The organism is Polaribacter sp. 20A6, assembly GCF_011378915.1.
In the GTDB taxonomy this organism is placed as follows: Bacteria; Bacteroidota; Bacteroidia; order Flavobacteriales; family Flavobacteriaceae; genus Polaribacter; species Polaribacter sejongensis.
This window is the reverse complement of sequence record NZ_WTPZ01000004.1, coordinates 301,074-319,007: the sequence shown is the minus strand read 5'-3', so window position 1 is coordinate 319,007 and position 17,934 is coordinate 301,074. Positions and strand designations below refer to the sequence as shown.

The following is a 17,934-nucleotide window of genomic DNA, read 5'->3' as shown; positions in this document are numbered from 1 at the left end:
TATTGCAGTCATTATATTTTAAATTATAACTCTTTTAGAATAAAGTTAGGTTTAGTCTTGATTCTTGTTTCCAAAAACGAAGTGGTCTTATATCTTTTTTCGGATAATAATATCAACTAATAGTATCTAATAGTCTTTCTAAACGCATTCCTCTTGAACCTTTAATCAGTATTGATTGATCTTTAAGAGGATTGTTCTTTAGGTGGCTTAACAAGTCTTCAAACGTTTTAAATAAAGAGTTCTTCTTTTTAGTTTGATAAAAATTTTCTCCAACAAAAAAGCAATGGTCAAAATGTAGATTTTCTACGAAGTCTACAATACTTTGATGTTCTTCTAAGCTCGTTTTTCCTAACTCGAACATATCACCCAAAATAACGGTTTTACTTTTTGCTTTAATTTCTTCAAAATTTTCTAAGGCAGCTTTCATGCTCGTAGGATTCGCGTTATAAGCATCTAAAATAATGGTATTCGTTGTTTTTTTAATGATTTGAGAACGGTTATTTTCTGGGATATAGTTTTCTATTCCAGCTTTTATTTCTTGGTTAGAAACCTTAAAATGATGCCCAATGGTGCAAGCAATAGCAATGTTTGTGTAATTGTATTTTCCGATAAGGTTACTTTGTATATCGTTTGAATTTAAAGACAACTTTACAAACGGATTTACCTCTAAAAATTGCAAATCTTCTAGAAACGAAATAGACTCTATGTTCTTTGTTTTTTCTACTTGTAATGAATCTTGTGGATTTATAAAGGCAGTTTTATGGTGCTCTTTTAAATAGGAGTATAACTCACTTTTAGCTTCTATAACACCTTCAATTCCGCCAAAACCTTCTAAATGTGCTTTTCCAAAATTGGTGATATAACCGAAATCAGGGTTACAAATAGTACACAGAAAGGCAATCTCTTTTTTATGATTTGCACCCATTTCTACAATTCCAATTTCAGTTTCAGGTGTCATAGAGAGTAGGGTAAGTGGCACTCCAATATGGTTGTTTAAATTTCCTTTGGTGGCACTGGTTTTATATGTTGTAGATAAAACAGCGTTTATCAATTCTTTGGTTGTTGTTTTTCCGTTACTGCCAGTTAGTCCAATAATAGGGATGTTTAACGTTTTTCTGTGGTGTTTTGCCAATTCTTGTAGCGTTTCTAAAACATCATCAACCAAAATAATATGAGAGTGGTTATTATATTTTTTTTCATCTACAATAGCATAAGACGCACCTTGCTTTAATGCTTCTGCAGCAAATGCATTTCCATTAAAATTATCGCCTTTTAGGGCGAAGAAAATAGTGTTTTTTCTAATAGTTCTCGTGTCTGTATCTACCAAAAAATGTTTGGTATATAATTGGTAAATGTCTTCGATTTTCATCTTTTTAAAATAAAAAAACCTCACTGTAATACATACAGTGAGGTTGTGTTCTTTAATAAATAGTGTATTATCTCGCTGAATTTCTTGCTTTCTTATTTTTAGATGAAGACATAGGACCTACTTTGTCAGTTACACATCTAAAACCAATAAAGTTAGTAGCCATATATTCTGGCAAATATCTTCTTTGAGCTGGATCTAACCAATATTCTCTATCAGACCAAGCACCACCTTTATATACTCTTGTTCTATTACTAATTAAAGTAGTTCTTTTTTGATCGTCATTTACTGAAATTTCTCTACCCGTTTCTGGATCTATTTCCTTCGTTGGGTTTCTTGGAGAGTTGTACATACTTGGTTTAGAACCAAACTGATCTTGTTCGTCTTCATAGAATCTAGAAGAATTTAAGTCACCATCACCAATATCGGTATTGTCTGAAACAGAAAAGTTTCTTCTTAAGGTAGCATCGTCTCTCGTAATTGGAATGTATTTAATAGTTCCAGGTAATTGCTTTGGAGTGATGATACCATTTGGTAATGTATCATATTCTACTTCTGCAGTACTATTGCTATTTACAATAACAACTTTACCATCTTTATCAATCATCTTTTTGGTGAAAATATTACCTCTAAAATAATTAAAATCGTTTGCTTCACTATCAATAATAGGTCTGTAAACATCAGCGACCCATTCTGCAACGTTTCCAGACATATCATACAATCCGAATGCATTTGGTGGATATGATTTTACTTTAATAGGAATGTCTGAACCATCAGAACTCCAACCAGACAAACCACTATAGTTACCTTTTCCTTGTTTAAAGTTAGCCATTTGGTCTCCTTTATGTCTTTTGCTTGTTTCTCTAGAATATTTACCATCCCAAGCATATTTTTTTCTACCTCTAATATTGTTGTATTCTCTATTTTCAATATTCGCTTTAGCAGCAAACTCCCATTCTGCTTCTGTAGGCAATCTGTATTTCTGACTTAAAACACCATCTGCTTGTGTAATTTTTCTACCCTGAAAAGCATCTCGACCTCCTTTAGCAGAACCACCTGTTCTAATACCTCTTCTGTAGATGGTAGAATCTCCATCAAAAAGATTATCAGAATCAGCTAAGAAAACATCAGTATCAAAAAAGTTTCTAATACTATCGTTTTCAAAAATATTTTTAACATATCCTTTATCTATTAACTTTTTTAAGTTAACAGCATTGGTACGCCATTTACAGTATTGGTTAGCCTGTAACCAACTAACACCAACTACCGGATAATCTGAATATGCTGGGTGTCTTAAGTAATTTTCAGATAAAATATCTGTATTACCTAAACTCTTTCTCCATACTAAAGTATCTGGTAAAACAGAGTTATAAATATGTTTGTATTTTTCTTCTGAAGGAGGAAAAACATCTTTTGTATTCTGTACATATAAAAAGTACTCAGAATTGGTAACTTCGGTCTCATCCATATAAAAAGAACGGATGTGCATTTTTTTAGGAGTTGTATTCCAATCAAACATAACGTCATCTTGTACTTGTCCCATTGTAAACGAACCACCTTCAATAGCAACCATTCCTAAAGGAATTTCTTGTCCGGCAGTTTCACTTCCTCTTATATAGTTACCATACTTAGAATTGTTAAATGGCAATCCTGTAAGTGTCGATTTTCCTGAAGTTGATTTACTGCAACTAGCCAAGGTTAAGGCTGATAGTACAACTAAAGATATTTTTAATACGTTTCTCATTTCCTAATTAAAAATTAGTTTAAGGTTTTTATTATAGCGATGCAATTTACAATAATTCTACATTCATACAAGTAAAAGAGAAAATTTAACGCTGCATTTTTATTGCCACATTTAATTAAACGATTGCTTTTTAAATTTAGTATAATTTATCTTTGTAAGACTTAAAATATCTCTAAATTATTTGCGTTATTTGAATACTATTATGAAAAAACAATATTTACCCCTTTTTTTTATTTTTTTAGTTCAAGTAATTTCTGCTCAGACCACTAATTCTGTACTTTCTACAGGAGACTGGTTTAAATTTTCTGTGGATACTACAGGCGTTTTTAAAATAGATAGAAGCTTATTACAACAAATAGGAATCTCTACAAATGGATTAAATCCTAAGAAAATAAGCATTTATGGAAATGGTGGCGCCATGTTACCGGTTTTAAATTCTGATGTTAGATTTACAGATTTACAAGAAAATGCCATTTATATTGAAGGGGAAGATGATGGTTCTTTTGATGCGAATGATTATATCCTTTTTTATGCGCAAGGACCACATGGTTGGGAAGGTACAGATGCTAGCAACATAAAACATAGGCAAAATATTTATTCGGATGAAGCATATTACTTTATCACTGTGTCTAACAACGATGGAAAACGGATTCAAGAAAAGACACCAATAACAACCACTGCTACCAAACAAATTACAATTTTTGACGATTATACTTTTTATGAAAAGGAGGAAAGAAACTTAATTGCTGCAGGTACTCAATGGTTTTCCAATACAGATTTTAATATAGAAAATACACAGAATTTTAAAATACCTTTTCCCAATGCGGTTTCTGGAGCAAATATATCAGTTACTGTTAGAGGTGTTTCTACATCTATCTCCTCTTCTTCAATGGCAGTAAATGTGAACGGACAAGACCTTTATAGTCTTAATTTTTCGCCAGCAAATACTACCGTTAAAGCAAAAACTTCTGAAAGAACAGGGAATATTGTAAATTCAGCAGATATTTTAGATGTTTCTATTACCTATAATAACAATGGAAACCCATCTGCAACAGCCTTTTTAGATTATATTGAAATTGTAGGTAAAAAAGAACTCATTGCAGCTGCTAATCAATTTTCTTTTAGAAGTTTTGAACAAGCAAATTCAGTAGGTGCTGTGGAATATCGAATTGAAAATAGTTCAACTATTTTTCAAGTTTGGGACGTGTCAGATCATGTAGCTCCTAAAACAATTCAAAATAATAGTACGGACAATAGTTTTACTTTTATTGCTGATGGAGGAACGCTAGAGGAATATCAAGTATTGAATCAGAATGATTATTATACACCTAAAGCATTGCAAAATGGACGAGTTGCAAACCAAAATCTACATGCTTTAAAAGACCTTAATTATATTGTAATTACCAATACGGAACTTTCTAGTGAAGCCCAAAGATTGGCAGATTATCATCAAGAAAATTCTGGACTCACTACCAAAGTAATTATTTTAGATGATATCTATAATGAGTTTTCTTCAGGATCAAAAGATATTACCGGAATTAGAGATTTTCTAAGACATTTTTATATGACAAACTCATCCGAAGAAACAAAACTAAAGTACGTGTGCTTTTTTGGTGATGCTTCTTATGATTATAAAGATAGAATTACAGGAAATAATAATATTGTACCTATAAAATTGTCTGATGTAAGCTTTAATTTAGCGACCTCTTGGGTAACGGATGATTTTTTTGTTATGCTAGGTAATTCTGATGGAGGCATGAATACTAGTGATCAAATAGATGTTGCATCAAGTAGAATTCCGGTTTCTACTTTAACGCAAGCCAAAGATGTGGTAAATAAAATTTTGTCTTATTATGATAAAAGTTCTTTAGGCGATTGGCGTAATACGATTACTATGTTGGCAGATGATATAGATAACCCTTCTAGCGATGCGTCTTTGCAACCAGGTTTAGATAGAATTGCAGAGTCTATAAAAACGAATAAACCTAGTTTTAATATTAATAAAATTTATGCGGATGCTTTTGTGCAAGAAAACTCATCGGGTGGAGAACGATATCCTGAAGTAAATGAAGCCATTACCAATGCTATCGAAAAAGGAACCTTAATATTTGATTATTTTGGTCATGGAGGAGAAGATGGTTTTGCAGAAGAAAAGATTTTAGATAAAGCTCAAATACAAGGTTTTAATAACCCTAATACACTACCTCTTTTAATAACAATTACTTGTGATTTTTCTAGATTCGATAATCCGAATAGAGTTACTGCGGGTGAGCTTACTTTATGGAACACCAGTGGTGGTGCAGCTAGTATGATTACCACAACTAGAGAGGTTTATATTAGTACCGGACAAACGTTTAATGAAGATTTAATCAAAATTTTGTTAGAGTATGGAGATGCAAGTATTCCTGATAATTTATCTATTGCTGAGGCTTTAACTGTTGCTAAAAATAGGTCTTCTAGCTCTCAAAAATTCTTTATATTTTCATTTGGAGATCCAGCAATGAAATTGGCAATACCAAGACCTAATGTGCGTATTACTAAAATGAATGAAAAAGAGATAACAAGTTCTATAGATACTTTAAAAGCATTGTCTAGGGTAAGTTTTGAAGGTGTTGTAGTGGATGATTCTGATGCTATCTTAACCGATTTTAACGGTTCTCTATCTACGGTTGTGTACGATAAAGTAATAGAGAAAACCACCTTAGCAAATGATGGTAACGGAAGTAAAGTTCCTTTTGATACACAAGATAGTAAGTTGTTTAGCGGTAAATCTACCGTAACAAATGGTGTTTTTAAATTCGATTTTATTGTTCCTAAAGATATTAAGATCGCCTACGGAAAAGGTAAAATAAGTTTTTATGCGGAAAATGGAGTTTTAGATAAAGCAGGTGCCAATTTTGATGTAATTGTTGGGGGAATCAATGATAATGCACCAGATGATACGGTGGGACCAGAAATAAAGCTCTATATGAATGATGAGTCTTTTATAGATGGGGGAAACACCAATGCTTCCCCTAGTTTAGTGGCTGTTTTAGTTGATGCAAGCGGAATTAACACTTCTATTACAGCAGTAGATCATGATATTGTAGGAGTTTTAGATGGAGATACTACCAACCCAATTATCTTAAATGACTTTTATGAAACCGAATTAGACGATTTTACAAAAGGAAAAGTTACCTATAAATTAAGGGATTTAGAGGTGGGACCTCATACTTTAAAAATAAAAGCCTGGGACACTTATAATAATTCATCTGAATTAACGTTAAACTTTGTGGTTGTTAGTGATGCTATCTTAAATTTAGAAAATGTATTAAACTATCCAAATCCGTTTGTTAATTATACCGAGTTTTGGTTTAACCATAACAAACCAAATGAGAGTTTAGATGTGCAAGTACAGATTTTTACGATTTCTGGTAAATTAGTAAAAACGATTAACCAAAATATACCCAATGCAGAAACGTTGGTAAGAAGTGTTTCTTGGAATGGTTTAGACGATTTTGGAAATAAAATTGGAAAAGGAGTGTATGTTTATAAATTAAAAGTGAAAGCAACCTCAAGTAACCTTATTTCAGAGAAATATGAAAAATTAGTAATACTTCAATAAAAATTAGATATTTGTCAAATTAAAATCAGAATAAAGAAATCAAATGAAGAAATTAGGAATTTGTATTGCACTTTGTGCTTTCATAAGTGTAAAACTTGCAGCTCAAGAGAGTTCTATTACAACAGCTACACCATTTTTATTAATTGTACCAGATGCTAGGGCAGCAGGTATGGGAGATGTTGGTGTGGCAACTTCTGCAGACGCTTTTTCGCTTTTTCATAATCCTGCGAAAATGACGTTTAGTAATAGACAAGTAAAAGCAGGTATTGCGTATTCACCTTGGTTACGTAATTTAACAGATGATATTTTTGCAGGAACTGGCTCATATATAAACAGATTTAGTGACAGAGCAGCTTGGGGAGCTTCTGTAAAATACTTCTCTTTAGGTCAGATAGACTTAACGGATATTGATGCTAGAGGTTTTCCTGTGTCAAATGGTATTATTAAGCCAAATGAATTAGCACTTACCGGAGCGTATTCTTTAAAGTTGAGTGAGACTTTTTCAATGGGAGTTTCTCTAAAATATATACATTCAGATTTGGGGTTTCCAGGTAATGGATTAGAGCCTATAAATTCTTTTGCTGTGGATATTTCTGGTTATTACCAATCTTTTGAAGAAAACTATGGAGATTTTAATGGTCGTTACAGGTTAGGATTTAATATAGCCAATATTGGACCTAAGGTTTCTTATAGCCCAGGAACAGGTAATGAAAATTTTATTCCTACCAACTTAAAGTTAGGTGGTGGATTCGATTTTATATTAGACGATTACAATACCATTTCTACCAACGTAGAATTTACAAAATTATTAGTGCCTACTCCACCAATTAGAGATACGGATGGTAATATTGTAGAAGGAGAAGATGACGATGTTGGTTGGGTTAGTGGTATTTTTCAATCTTTTGGAGATGCTCCAGGAGGATTTAGCGAAGAAATCCAAGAATTCACCTATGCTTTTGGTGCAGAATATTTATACAACAATGCTTTTGCTTTAAGAGGTGGTTATTTTCATGAAAGTCAAGACAAAGGAAATAGACAATACTTTACTTTAGGTGGTGGGTTTAAAACCAATGCTTTAAATGTAGATTTATCTTATTTAATTAATTCTTCTGATGTAAATAATCCGTTAGAAAACTCTTTACGTTTTTCATTATCATTTGATTTAGGTGAAGTTTTTGATGATTATTAAAAGTCATTTATTTTTAGTAATTTTATAACAATATTTAAAAGCAGTCAAATAAGGCTGCTTTTTTTGACGAACAGATTTTTATGAGAAAAATTGAAGTTTCAACATCAGCAATAGTTTATAATGATATTTCAGAATTATCTGCAGAAGATACTCTTTTAATGCAGAAAGCTATAGAAGCTAGAAAAAAAGCCTATGCTCCCTATTCTAAGTTTCATGTTGGTGCCGCTTTATTATTAGACAATGGTGAAATTGTTTTAGGTAACAACCAAGAAAGCGCTGCATATCCTTCTGGTATGTGTGCAGAAAGAGTTGCCATTTGGAAGGCTGGTTCTGAATATCCAGATATGAAAATTATAAAATTAGCAATTACGGCAAGTTCTACAATAACTAACGTAAACAAGCCGATTGGACCTTGTGGTGCTTGTAGGCAAACATTGTCTGAATATGAAATCAATCAAAAATCACCATTTCAAGTCCTTTTTATGGGAGAAGTAGGTGAGGTTGTTGTTACAGAATCGCTACTTTCATTATTGCCTTTTTCTTTTGATAGCAAGTATTTATAATATCTTTTGGGCGTTTTAACGGGCTTGGAATTTATCTTGATCGTAGTCGAAATACTTTATCTTTTTACTTTAAAAAAAACGATGTCATTTCAATCCCTAACGCAAGCAAACAGCAATCTTGTAAACACTTATAATATTTAAAGAACCTTTTAGGTACTCTAAAAAATAAAATATGAAACCAGATATTTCATCAAGAAAAGATATAAAATATATCATCACTAAGTTTTACGACTTGTTATTAGCAGATAAAAAAATGATTCCTTTTTTTGAGGATATTGTTGCACAAAACCATTTAGAAGAACATTTAGAGGTGATTTCCGACTTTTGGAATGACATTCTTTTCGATACCAATACGTATACGAATAATGTGATGAAAAAACATGTAGATAAAAATGTTTTTGTTGCTTTTAAGAAAGAGCATTTTACCATTTGGATGTCGTATTTTTTTAAAACTATTGATGACAATTTTGAAGGAGAAAGGGCACATAATATGAAGAACAGAGCGAGGTCTATTGCTACTGTTATGGAGTTAAAAATGGGCGTATACCAATAACATAAACGTAATTTTTCTCTATTTATATTTTTCCTCAAAAAGTAGTTTTGAATATCGTTTTTTATACGATTTTTTAATTCTATTAATAGTGAAATTCGTACTTTAGAGGGCTAATATTTTTTAAGTAAAATAATATTTAATATCAATTATGATTTCATCAAAAATAACAGGAACAGGTACTTTTATTCCTTCTATAACTAAAGAAAATAAAGATTTTTTAAACGAACACTTTTTAAATGAAGATGGTTCGCCTTTTAATTCTGATAACGATGTAATTATAGAAAAGTTTAAGGCAATTACGGGTATTGAAGAAAGAAGATATGCAAAACCAGAATATACATCTTCTGATTTAGCATTTTTTGCGGCTCAAAAAGCTATTGAAGATGCTAACATCGATCAAGAAGAGTTAGATTATATTATTATAGCGCATAATTTTGGAGAAGTTAAAGCTGGTGGAGGTCAGAGTGATTTATTACCAAGTTTATCTACAAGAGTAAAACATAAATTAGGTATTAAAAACCCTAATTGTGTAGCCTATGATATTCTTTTTGGTTGCCCAGGTTGGATAGAAGCTACCATACAAGCACACGCATTTATAAAAGCTGGTATGGCTAAAAAATGTTTGGTAATTGGTGCCGAAACTTTATCTCGAGTGGTAGATAAGTACGATAGAGATTCTATGATTTTTAGTGATGGAGCTGGAGCTTGTATTTTAGAAGCTACGGAAGAAACTGATGCTGGTATTTTGAGTCATGCAACCCAAACTTTTGCAAACGAAGAAGCTTATTATTTACACTACGGAAGTTCTTTTAACAAAGAAGTAGACCAAGACGTGCAATATATAAAAATGCTAGGAAGAAAAATTTATGAATTTGCTTTGGTTCATGTTCCTGTAGCTATGAAATTCGCTTTAGATAAAGCTGGTGTAGAAATAGATGAGGTTAAAAAGATTTTCATCCATCAGGCCAATGAAAAAATGGATGAAGCAATTATGAAGCGCTTCTTTAGACAGTTTAAAAAGAAAGTTCCAGAAGGTGTTATGCCTTTAAGTATTACTAAATTAGGTAATAGTTCTGTAGCAACTGTACCTACACTTCTAGATTTAGTTTTAAAAGGAGAAATAGAAAATCAAGAAGTAAATAAAGGAGATGTTGTTATTTTTGCTTCTGTTGGTGCAGGAATGAATATAAATGCAATCGTTTATAAGTTTTAAAAAATTAAGCTTACAAGCAAACATATTAAGTGATAGTTTGTTTTTACAATAGATCATAAATATTGTAAAATATTTATAAAAGAAAACTCAAGAATATAAATTTCTTGAGTTTTTTTATGCTTTATTTTTAATATATAGCAAGATATATTAAGAAGTAATTGCAATTATATTTTCTTTGAAATCTTAACGAAAATTCTTTGCGTCCTTTGCTTTAATTTCAAATCAATATATTATTTTTGCGCATGCAACAACACAACGTACTTATTTTAGATTTCGGATCGCAATACACACAGCTAATTGCGAGAAGAGTAAGAGAATTAAACATTTATTGTGAAATTCATCCTTATAACCATCCACCAAAAAATCAATCAGAGTTTAAAGCAGTTATCTTATCAGGTAGCCCAAATTCTGTAAGGGGAGAAAATGTTTTACATCCAGATTTATCAGAAATTAGAGGAAAAAAACCTGTTTTAGCTGTTTGTTATGGTGCGCAATATTTAGCGCATTTTGCAGGCGGACAAGTAGCTCCTTCTAATACGAGAGAATATGGTAGAGCAAATTTATCATATATAAAAAGTGATGAAACTTTTTTTGATAACATTTCAGCAGGTAGCCAAGTTTGGATGAGTCATTCAGACACTATAAAAGAATTGCCAACCAACGGAGAGTTATTGGCGAGTACTAAAGACGTAGAAAATGCGGCTTATAAAATTAAAGGAGAAGAAACGTATGCTATTCAGTTTCATCCAGAAGTATACCATTCTAAAGATGGTAAACAACTATTAGAAAACTTTTTAGTTAAAATTGCAGGTGTTGCACAAACATGGACACCAGATTCTTTTGTAGAAAGTACAGTAGCAGCAATTAGAGAAAAAGTTGGGAATGATAAAGTAGTTTTAGGACTTTCTGGAGGTGTAGATTCTTCTGTAGCAGCGGTTTTGTTAAACAAAGCAATTGGTAAAAACGTATACTGTATTTTTGTAAATAACGGACTTTTACGTAAAAATGAGTTCGAAACAGTATTGAAGAGATACGAAGGTATGGGATTAAACGTTAAAGGTGTAGATGCATCGGCACGTTTTTTGAAAGCCTTAGAAGGTTTAACAGATCCAGAGAAAAAACGTAAAGCAATTGGGAATGCTTTTATAGAAGTTTTTGATGATGAAGCACATAAAATTAAAGATGTTACTTGGCTAGCACAAGGAACTATTTATCCTGATGTTATTGAGTCTGTTTCTGTAAATGGAGGTCCATCTGCAACTATTAAAAGTCATCATAATGTGGGAGGTTTACCAGATTATATGAAATTAAAAATTGTAGAACCTTTAAAAATGATTTTTAAAGACGAAGTAAGAAGAGTAGGTGCTTCTATGGGGATAGACCCAGAATTATTAGGTCGTCATCCATTTCCTGGACCAGGTTTAGGTATTCGTATTTTAGGAGATATTACGGCAGAAAAAGTAAGAATTTTGCAAGAAGTAGATGCTATTTTTATAAACGGTTTAAAAGAAGACGGTTTGTATGATAAAGTTTGGCAAGCAGGAGCTATGTTACTTCCGGTAAACTCTGTAGGAGTTATGGGAGATGAAAGAACTTATGAAAAAGTAGTGGCTTTAAGAGCAGTAGAAAGTACAGATGGAATGACGGCAGATTGGGTGAATTTACCTTATGAATTTTTGCAAAAAACATCTAATAAAATAATAAATCAAGTAAAAGGTGTAAATAGAGTTGTTTATGATATTAGCTCTAAACCACCTGCAACTATAGAATGGGAGTAATGTATATGAAACATGTAAAGTTTATTGTATTTCTATGTATTTTAACGTTTACCGTTTCTTGCGGTCAACAAAGTAAATACGTTCAGTATAAAGTAAAAGAGGGGGAAACAATGAGCGGTATTGCTCAGAGGTTTAATATGAACACCAAAGATTTACTGCGATTAAACCCAGATGTGGGAAGCAATCCAGCAGTAAATTCTGTTATTGTAATCCCTAATAAAAAAATAAAAGCAACATCTTCTACCAAAGATAAAACGGTAGAAGATGTTGCAACGGGTGCTAAAGACAAAGAAGCTACTTTAAAAGAAAAAAAGGAGGAGCTTATAGATGAACTTAAAAAGAACTTTGTTGTTTATGAAGTTAAAAAAGGAGATACTTTTTATAGTTTAACTCGTTTTTATAATGTGACTCAAGAAGAGTTAACAACACTTAATCCTGTTTTATCAGAAGGTTTAAAAGTTGGGCAGATTATTAAAATAAAAGCCATTGAAGAAGGAGAAGTTGTTATCGAAAACAATATCTATGAAGATGTAATTGATTCTAAAATTCATTTAAAAGCGGCGTTATTACTACCTTTTAGAGCTGATGAATATAGATCTTCTACGTCAAAAGATATTTTTCAGAAGAGCAAATTGGCAGATATGGTTACAGACTTTTATTTAGGTGCACAAATTGCCGTAGACTCTTTAAGAAGTCAAGGAGTTAACATTGAGTTAAATGTCTTTGATACAGGAAGTAATAGTACAAAGATTAAAACAATTTTGTCTGAAAATAACCTGAATAAGAATGATGTTGTAATTGGTCCTTTGTATTCGGAAGAGGCAGAATTGGTGGCAAATAGGTTAAATGTACCTGTTGTTTTTCCTTTTTATTCTACTAAGCAATCTAAATTTACTGCTTCAAAATTGATTAAAACATCACCAGAGAAAAAAGTTTTTAGAGACGAATTAGTTACGTACATAAAAGACAATTTTACTACTGGTAATTTAATTTTAGTAGGAGATGGAGGGTATGAATCAAATATTTCTAATGCTGCAATAAAACAGTCGTTACAATCTCATGATTCTATTACGGTTGTACATGTTTTAAAACCTAGCAGTGGATATATTGCTAAAAATCGTTTTTTAGAAATCTTAAAACCAAATCAGAATAATTGGGTTGTTTTAACTTCTGATAACACTATTTTAGTGGCAGGTGCTATAAATAGTTTAATTAGTTTACCAGATAATACAAACGTTCAATTATTTACCTATAACAAAGGAGATGCTTTTGATAAAATTGCAAATCTAAAATTAGCAAAAGTTAATTTAACGTATGTAAGTGATGAGTATGTAAGTGAAGCTTCAATTTCAACACAACAATTTAACAATCAGTATTTTCGAAAAAACAATGCGTTGCCTTCATTTTCTGCAACCAAAGGTTTTGATATTACTTACGATGTTTTAATTCGATTGGCTTCTGGAGATGATTTAAAAGACACGTTTAAAGAAGGTGCTTCTTTTAGAATAGAAAGCAAGTTTGATTATACCAAAAAGTCTGGTGGTGTCACAGAAAACAAAGGTTTATTTATTGTAAAGTATAATAATGACTTAAGTTTAACTAGATTAAAGTAGTTAAGGTTTAGCTTGTAGTAGCAGTGTTTTTTTAGAAGCTATTTCCTGCTTTTACTACTCGCTTTTTTTATCCTAAAAAGGAATAAAAAAGAGCTCAAACAAATAGCTTGTCTTGAGCTTGACGAAAGGTTCAGTCAGGGCTAAACAATGCTTATTAGCTTTCTGTTTAAATAAGCTGTTAGAAGTTTTTATAAGAAAGTAAGAAGTACATATAAGTTATAAAAAAATCCGCTAAACAGCGGATTTTTTTTATATCAGTAAAATGAAAGTATTAGATTTTTATCGGGTCTTTCATTATCTCCATTTAGTCTTTTAATATACTGTGTTTGTCTAGTTTTTCACCTTCAGCCTATCAAGTTAGTTGCCTCACGGTTGTGTCTTTTTTTACTGCAATACCTTTTAATTATAATAATTATAAGTCATAAAAAATCCGCTAAATAGCGGATTTCTTTATATCGGTAAAAGGAAAGTATTAGATTTTTTTCATCTGATCTTTCATCATCTTCATTTGGTCTTTTAACATACCGTGTTTGTCTAATTTTTTAGCTTCAGCCATTAAGTTAGTTGCTTCACGTTTACGTCTTTTTGTCATTGCAATACCTGCTAACTGTAATTTAGCCATTGCTAAATCATGATCCATAGGTAAACCTATTTTTACAGCTTTACGTAAAAACTTCTCTGCTTGTGTAATATTAGTCTGACTTAATATAATACCATGTAAATAATTAAAGTAACCTTGTTGCTTAACAATTAATGCGGCTTCTGGATTTTTAATATACCCTAACCATTTTTTAGTTCCTTCAAAATTTTGCTTACGTAATTGTAAAAAAGCTAGTAAAATAAATTCGTTTTTGAAATAAAATAACACGAAAATTCCTGCCAAAAGTAAGATCGAAATTCCGTTCATTATATTACCTAAGGTAAATTGATACACCGCGTAAGCTGTTATTAAACCAGCTAAAATTAATTTTATATTTTTATGAAACATATTGTTTTTTATTGTTATTAAATCAGTTGCAAAAGTACATTTTATTGCTAAATTATGTGTTACTTTTTAAAGTATTTCTTGTATTTAAAGGATGCTAAAACTGTAAGTAAAACTAATGCACCAATATAAATATAAGCCTCTCTAGGTGTTACAGCCTTGTCTCCACTTGCATAAGAATGCAAACCAGATAAATAGAAGTTCACTCCAAAATAGGTCATCATTATAGCTAAATAAGAAAAAGCAGAAGCAAAACTAAACGCTAATCTACTACGTAAACCTGGTATTAAACGCATGTGTAGAACAAAAGCATATACCATGATAGAAATTAGAGCCCAAGTTTCCTTTGGATCCCAACCCCAATAACGTCCCCAGCTTTCGTTGGCCCACATACCTCCTAAAAAGTTACCAATAGTTAACATAACCAAACCAACACTAATGGCCATTTCATTAATAATAGTTAACTCTTTAATATTAAGATCCATTCTTTTCTTGTTTTTCTCAGTTGTAAAAACAATAAGAATTAAAGAAACAATACCTAAAATCATTGCTAAAGAGAAAGGACCATAACTAGCTACAATAATAGACACGTGCACCATTAACCACCAAGAATTTAAAACAGGTTGTAAGTTGGCAATTGCAGGATCTAACCAGTTTTGATGTGCAAAAAACAGAATAATAGCTGCTAAAAAAGTAGTTGCACCAATGGTTAAAGTCGATTTTTTTCCTAAAAACAGCCCAAATAACATGGTTGCCCAAGCAACATAAATAATAGATTCATAAGCATTACTCCAAGGTGCATTACCACTTATATACCACCTAGAGGCTAATCCAAACGTATGAAATAGGAAGCTTAAAATTGTTAAAGCAATAAGTCCTTTAACTATATAACCTAGTACTTTAGATTTATAATAGAATATTTTTAATATTTCAATAAATATTAATAACAACCCTAAAATCATATATAATACAGAAGTTTTTGTGAAGATTTCCCATTTATTATATGTGATTTCTAAGTCAATTCTATTTTGTGAAGGGTATACTTCTGATCCAAATTTCTTCTGAAACTTCTTAATACCATCTAAAATTTGATCTGCTTTAGTATAATCATTAGATTTTTTAGCTTCTTGTAAAAGTTGAATATAAACAGGTAACGATTGTCTAACAAATACTGAATCTGTAGCTTTAAAACCTGCAGTGGAAGTTTCTGGTTGAGAAACCCAAGTATTATTATCGTCATTAGGTATTGGGTAAATACGTAGAATTCCACCTCCAATTGCACTGTATAATAAACCTACACGTTTATCAATTTTAATTAAATCGTTTTCATATTTATTTTTTATATTTTTCTTTTGTGCTTCTGCTACATCATCTTTTATTTTATAAGCTCCAGTTGGAGTAATAAAATCTGATAAACGAGCGTGTGTAGCGGTTACGGGTAAACTTAAAACCTCTCTAATTTTTGAATTTCCTTTTTCTAAATATATAATAGGCACTTCAAACCAAAGTCTTGGGTTTTCTATAATAGACAGTAAAACCTGACTAGGTTGCATTCCCTTAAAAGTTTCTTCTTTACTTACTTTTCTAACCAATTCAGAAGCAAAAGTATGTGCCGGTTTCATTCTACCTCCAGCATCTTGAATAACCAATTTATTAAAACTCTCGGCATGTTTAATATCAACTATATTAGCTTGTAGTAGAGAGTCTATTTGTTGGTTTGTAATTTGATTCGGTTCATGCGGAGCGTGTGGTGTTTCTTGTGCAAAACTAAAACTAGAAAGTAGTAATGTTGCTACAAGAGATAGGGTAGCTTTTTTCTTTCTGATTTTCTTTAAAGATTCTTTTAGGTGACTAAATCTCGTGTGTTTTGCGAATAGAATACAGATTAAACCTGTGTATAAGAAAGAATATCCTAGGTAGGTAATAAATGTTCCTAGAAAATCATGATTTACAGAAAGATGTGTCTCTTCTACTGGTCCAGATAAGTCGTAACTAGATTGGAAGAATTTATAGCCTTTGTGGTCTAAAATGTGATTCATAAATATTCTATAATCAAAAGATTCATCTCCATCTATTACGGTTACTTCACTAGCGTAAGATGCAGCACTTTCAGATCCTGGGTATTTTTCTAATTGAAAGTCATTTAATTTCACTAAAAAGGGGGTTTCTAAAATTTTTGCACCATATAATACTCTAAAATTTAGTCCTCCAACAGTAACTTCTTTAGAACCTTGAGAGTTAAATTTACCTCCCGTTAATTCTACTCTTTCCGTTTGACCATTACTTGTAATATCTACAATAACAACATCTAGTTTTTTATCGTCTTTTGGACCACTAGTTGTTTTCATTATACCTTTTTCTGAAGGTCTTGGAATTACAAATTGCAATCCAGAAACATTGTGTAATGTTAAATATTGAAAGTTTTGAACTGAGTCTTTTACAATATTACCCTTTTTCTGGTCTGCCATTCTAAACCAATCACCATCATCTTTAGAAACCATTTTTAAGTTTCCATCTTCTTCTATAAAATTGATAGAAGCATTATCATCCTCAGCATTATAGCCAACTAAAACGCCATGAATATTTTGAATCGTTCCTTTTTGAATCCAGTGTTCATGACGACCTCCTTCCGAAGATTCTACAAAAAACAAATGTTCAACTCCATTTTCATCTTCAACTAATTTTCTTTCAGCCCAAGGAATATATTCAACAAGCTCAAAACTAAAATCTTGTTCTGTGTCTTCGGTTTTAAAGTGATCTGAGTAAGACCAAGAATTTTTTCCCCAAGCAGATAACAGCATTGGTTTGTTTATTTCTGGCTTCTGTACCTTATTATTATCTACAATTGCGTTTAAGTAAGTAGTCTCAGATAAAAATTTATCGGTAGATTCTCCTTCTTTAATCAACATAATACCTTCGTAACCAATATAACGAGTTACGCCTGCACCAATAAGAATTAATAAAAAGGATAAATGAAACATTAAAACGGCCCATTTTTCTTTTTTATACAATCTGTATCTAAAAATGTTACCAAAGAAATTAATAACAAATAACAGCATAATTAGTTCAAACCACCAGGTGTTATAAACGAGTGCTTTAGAGGTTTGTGTGCCAAAATCGTTTTCTATAAATGTTGCAACTCCCATTGCAACCGCAAAAAGGATAAATAAAACGGCCATTAAACGAGTCGAGTAGAGAATACTAATAATTTTTTTCATCCTTCTGAAATGCTTTTTTAAAAGAGCTACAAATTTAAGCATAAAAGCACAAATGAACTTCTAGATATGGGTATATTTATGTACTAAAGTTTTAAAAAAATCATAAAG

11 protein-coding genes are annotated in these 17,934 nt (G+C 31.5%); 7 read left to right on the top strand and 4 right to left on the bottom strand.

Annotation, left to right across the window (positions count from 1 at the left end):
• Positions 1-112: 112 nt before the first annotated feature.
• A complete protein-coding gene (gene murF, locus GQS57_RS11425; RefSeq protein ID WP_165732982.1) occupies positions 113-1,369 on the bottom strand; it encodes a UDP-N-acetylmuramoyl-tripeptide--D-alanyl-D-alanine ligase in 1,257 nt (418 codons plus the stop codon).
• A 67-nt stretch (positions 1,370-1,436) separates the two neighbouring features.
• On the bottom strand, positions 1,437-3,110 hold the full coding sequence (gldJ, locus tag GQS57_RS11420) for a gliding motility lipoprotein GldJ (RefSeq protein ID WP_165732981.1): 1,674 nt from the start codon (positions 3,108-3,110) through the stop codon (positions 1,437-1,439).
• Positions 3,111-3,312: 202 nt separating this feature from the next.
• Here gldJ and porU point away from each other — a divergent pair, with 202 nt between their 5' ends.
• The 7 genes from porU to GQS57_RS11385 all read left to right on the top strand — a co-directional run bounded on the left by porU (position 3,313) and on the right by GQS57_RS11385 (position 13,623).
• Entirely contained in the window at positions 3,313-6,714 is a 3,402-nt protein-coding gene (gene porU / locus GQS57_RS11415; RefSeq protein WP_165732980.1) for a type IX secretion system sortase PorU, read from the top strand.
• 43 nt (positions 6,715-6,757) lie between these two features.
• Positions 6,758-7,903, top strand: a complete 1,146-nt coding sequence (gene porV / locus GQS57_RS11410; protein WP_165732979.1) for a type IX secretion system outer membrane channel protein PorV — start codon at positions 6,758-6,760, stop codon at positions 7,901-7,903.
• 80 nt (positions 7,904-7,983) lie between these two features.
• Entirely contained in the window at positions 7,984-8,466 is a 483-nt protein-coding gene (locus GQS57_RS11405) for a cytidine deaminase (RefSeq protein WP_165732978.1), read from the top strand.
• A gap of 172 nt (positions 8,467-8,638) precedes the next feature.
• Positions 8,639-9,019 (top strand): group III truncated hemoglobin, encoded by a 381-nt coding sequence (locus GQS57_RS11400; protein WP_165732977.1) that lies wholly within the window; start codon positions 8,639-8,641, stop codon positions 9,017-9,019.
• A gap of 148 nt (positions 9,020-9,167) precedes the next feature.
• Positions 9,168-10,232, top strand: a complete 1,065-nt coding sequence (locus GQS57_RS11395) for a 3-oxoacyl-ACP synthase III family protein (protein WP_165732976.1) — start codon at positions 9,168-9,170, stop codon at positions 10,230-10,232.
• A gap of 242 nt (positions 10,233-10,474) precedes the next feature.
• Complete coding sequence (gene guaA, locus GQS57_RS11390) at positions 10,475-12,010, top strand: glutamine-hydrolyzing GMP synthase (RefSeq protein ID WP_165732975.1); 1,536 nt, start codon at positions 10,475-10,477, stop codon at positions 12,008-12,010.
• A 5-nt stretch (positions 12,011-12,015) separates the two neighbouring features.
• Entirely contained in the window at positions 12,016-13,623 is a 1,608-nt protein-coding gene (locus GQS57_RS11385) for a LysM peptidoglycan-binding domain-containing protein (RefSeq protein ID WP_240915468.1), read from the top strand.
• A 472-nt stretch (positions 13,624-14,095) separates the two neighbouring features.
• Here the strand turns inward: GQS57_RS11385 and GQS57_RS11380 are convergent, their stop codons facing one another.
• Together GQS57_RS11380 and ccsA are read right to left on the bottom strand one after the other, a co-directional pair.
• Positions 14,096-14,611, bottom strand: coding sequence for a DUF2892 domain-containing protein (locus tag GQS57_RS11380; protein ID WP_165732973.1), 516 nt, complete (start codon positions 14,609-14,611; stop codon positions 14,096-14,098).
• 59 nt (positions 14,612-14,670) lie between these two features.
• Positions 14,671-17,826 (bottom strand): cytochrome c biogenesis protein CcsA, encoded by a 3,156-nt coding sequence (gene ccsA, locus GQS57_RS11375; RefSeq protein ID WP_165732972.1) that lies wholly within the window; start codon positions 17,824-17,826, stop codon positions 14,671-14,673.
• Positions 17,827-17,934 lie beyond the last annotated feature (108 nt).

Excerpts from the sequence above, each read along its gene's own strand:
- murF (WP_165732982.1), bottom strand. The coding sequence starts at position 1,369 with ATGAAAATCGAAGACATTTACCAATTATATACCAAACATTTTTTGGTA.
- gldJ (WP_165732981.1), bottom strand. The coding sequence starts at position 3,110 with ATGAGAAACGTATTAAAAATATCTTTAGTTGTACTATCAGCCTTAACC.
- porU (WP_165732980.1), top strand. The coding sequence starts at position 3,313 with ATGAAAAAACAATATTTACCCCTTTTTTTTATTTTTTTAGTTCAAGTA.
- porV (WP_165732979.1), top strand. The coding sequence starts at position 6,758 with ATGAAGAAATTAGGAATTTGTATTGCACTTTGTGCTTTCATAAGTGTA.
- GQS57_RS11405 (WP_165732978.1), top strand. The coding sequence starts at position 7,984 with ATGAGAAAAATTGAAGTTTCAACATCAGCAATAGTTTATAATGATATT.
- GQS57_RS11400 (WP_165732977.1), top strand. The coding sequence starts at position 8,639 with ATGAAACCAGATATTTCATCAAGAAAAGATATAAAATATATCATCACT.
- GQS57_RS11395 (WP_165732976.1), top strand. The coding sequence starts at position 9,168 with ATGATTTCATCAAAAATAACAGGAACAGGTACTTTTATTCCTTCTATA.
- guaA (WP_165732975.1), top strand. The coding sequence starts at position 10,475 with ATGCAACAACACAACGTACTTATTTTAGATTTCGGATCGCAATACACA.
- GQS57_RS11385 (WP_240915468.1), top strand. The coding sequence starts at position 12,016 with ATGAAACATGTAAAGTTTATTGTATTTCTATGTATTTTAACGTTTACC.
- GQS57_RS11380 (WP_165732973.1), bottom strand. The coding sequence starts at position 14,611 with ATGTTTCATAAAAATATAAAATTAATTTTAGCTGGTTTAATAACAGCT.
- ccsA (WP_165732972.1), bottom strand. The coding sequence starts at position 17,826 with ATGAAAAAAATTATTAGTATTCTCTACTCGACTCGTTTAATGGCCGTT.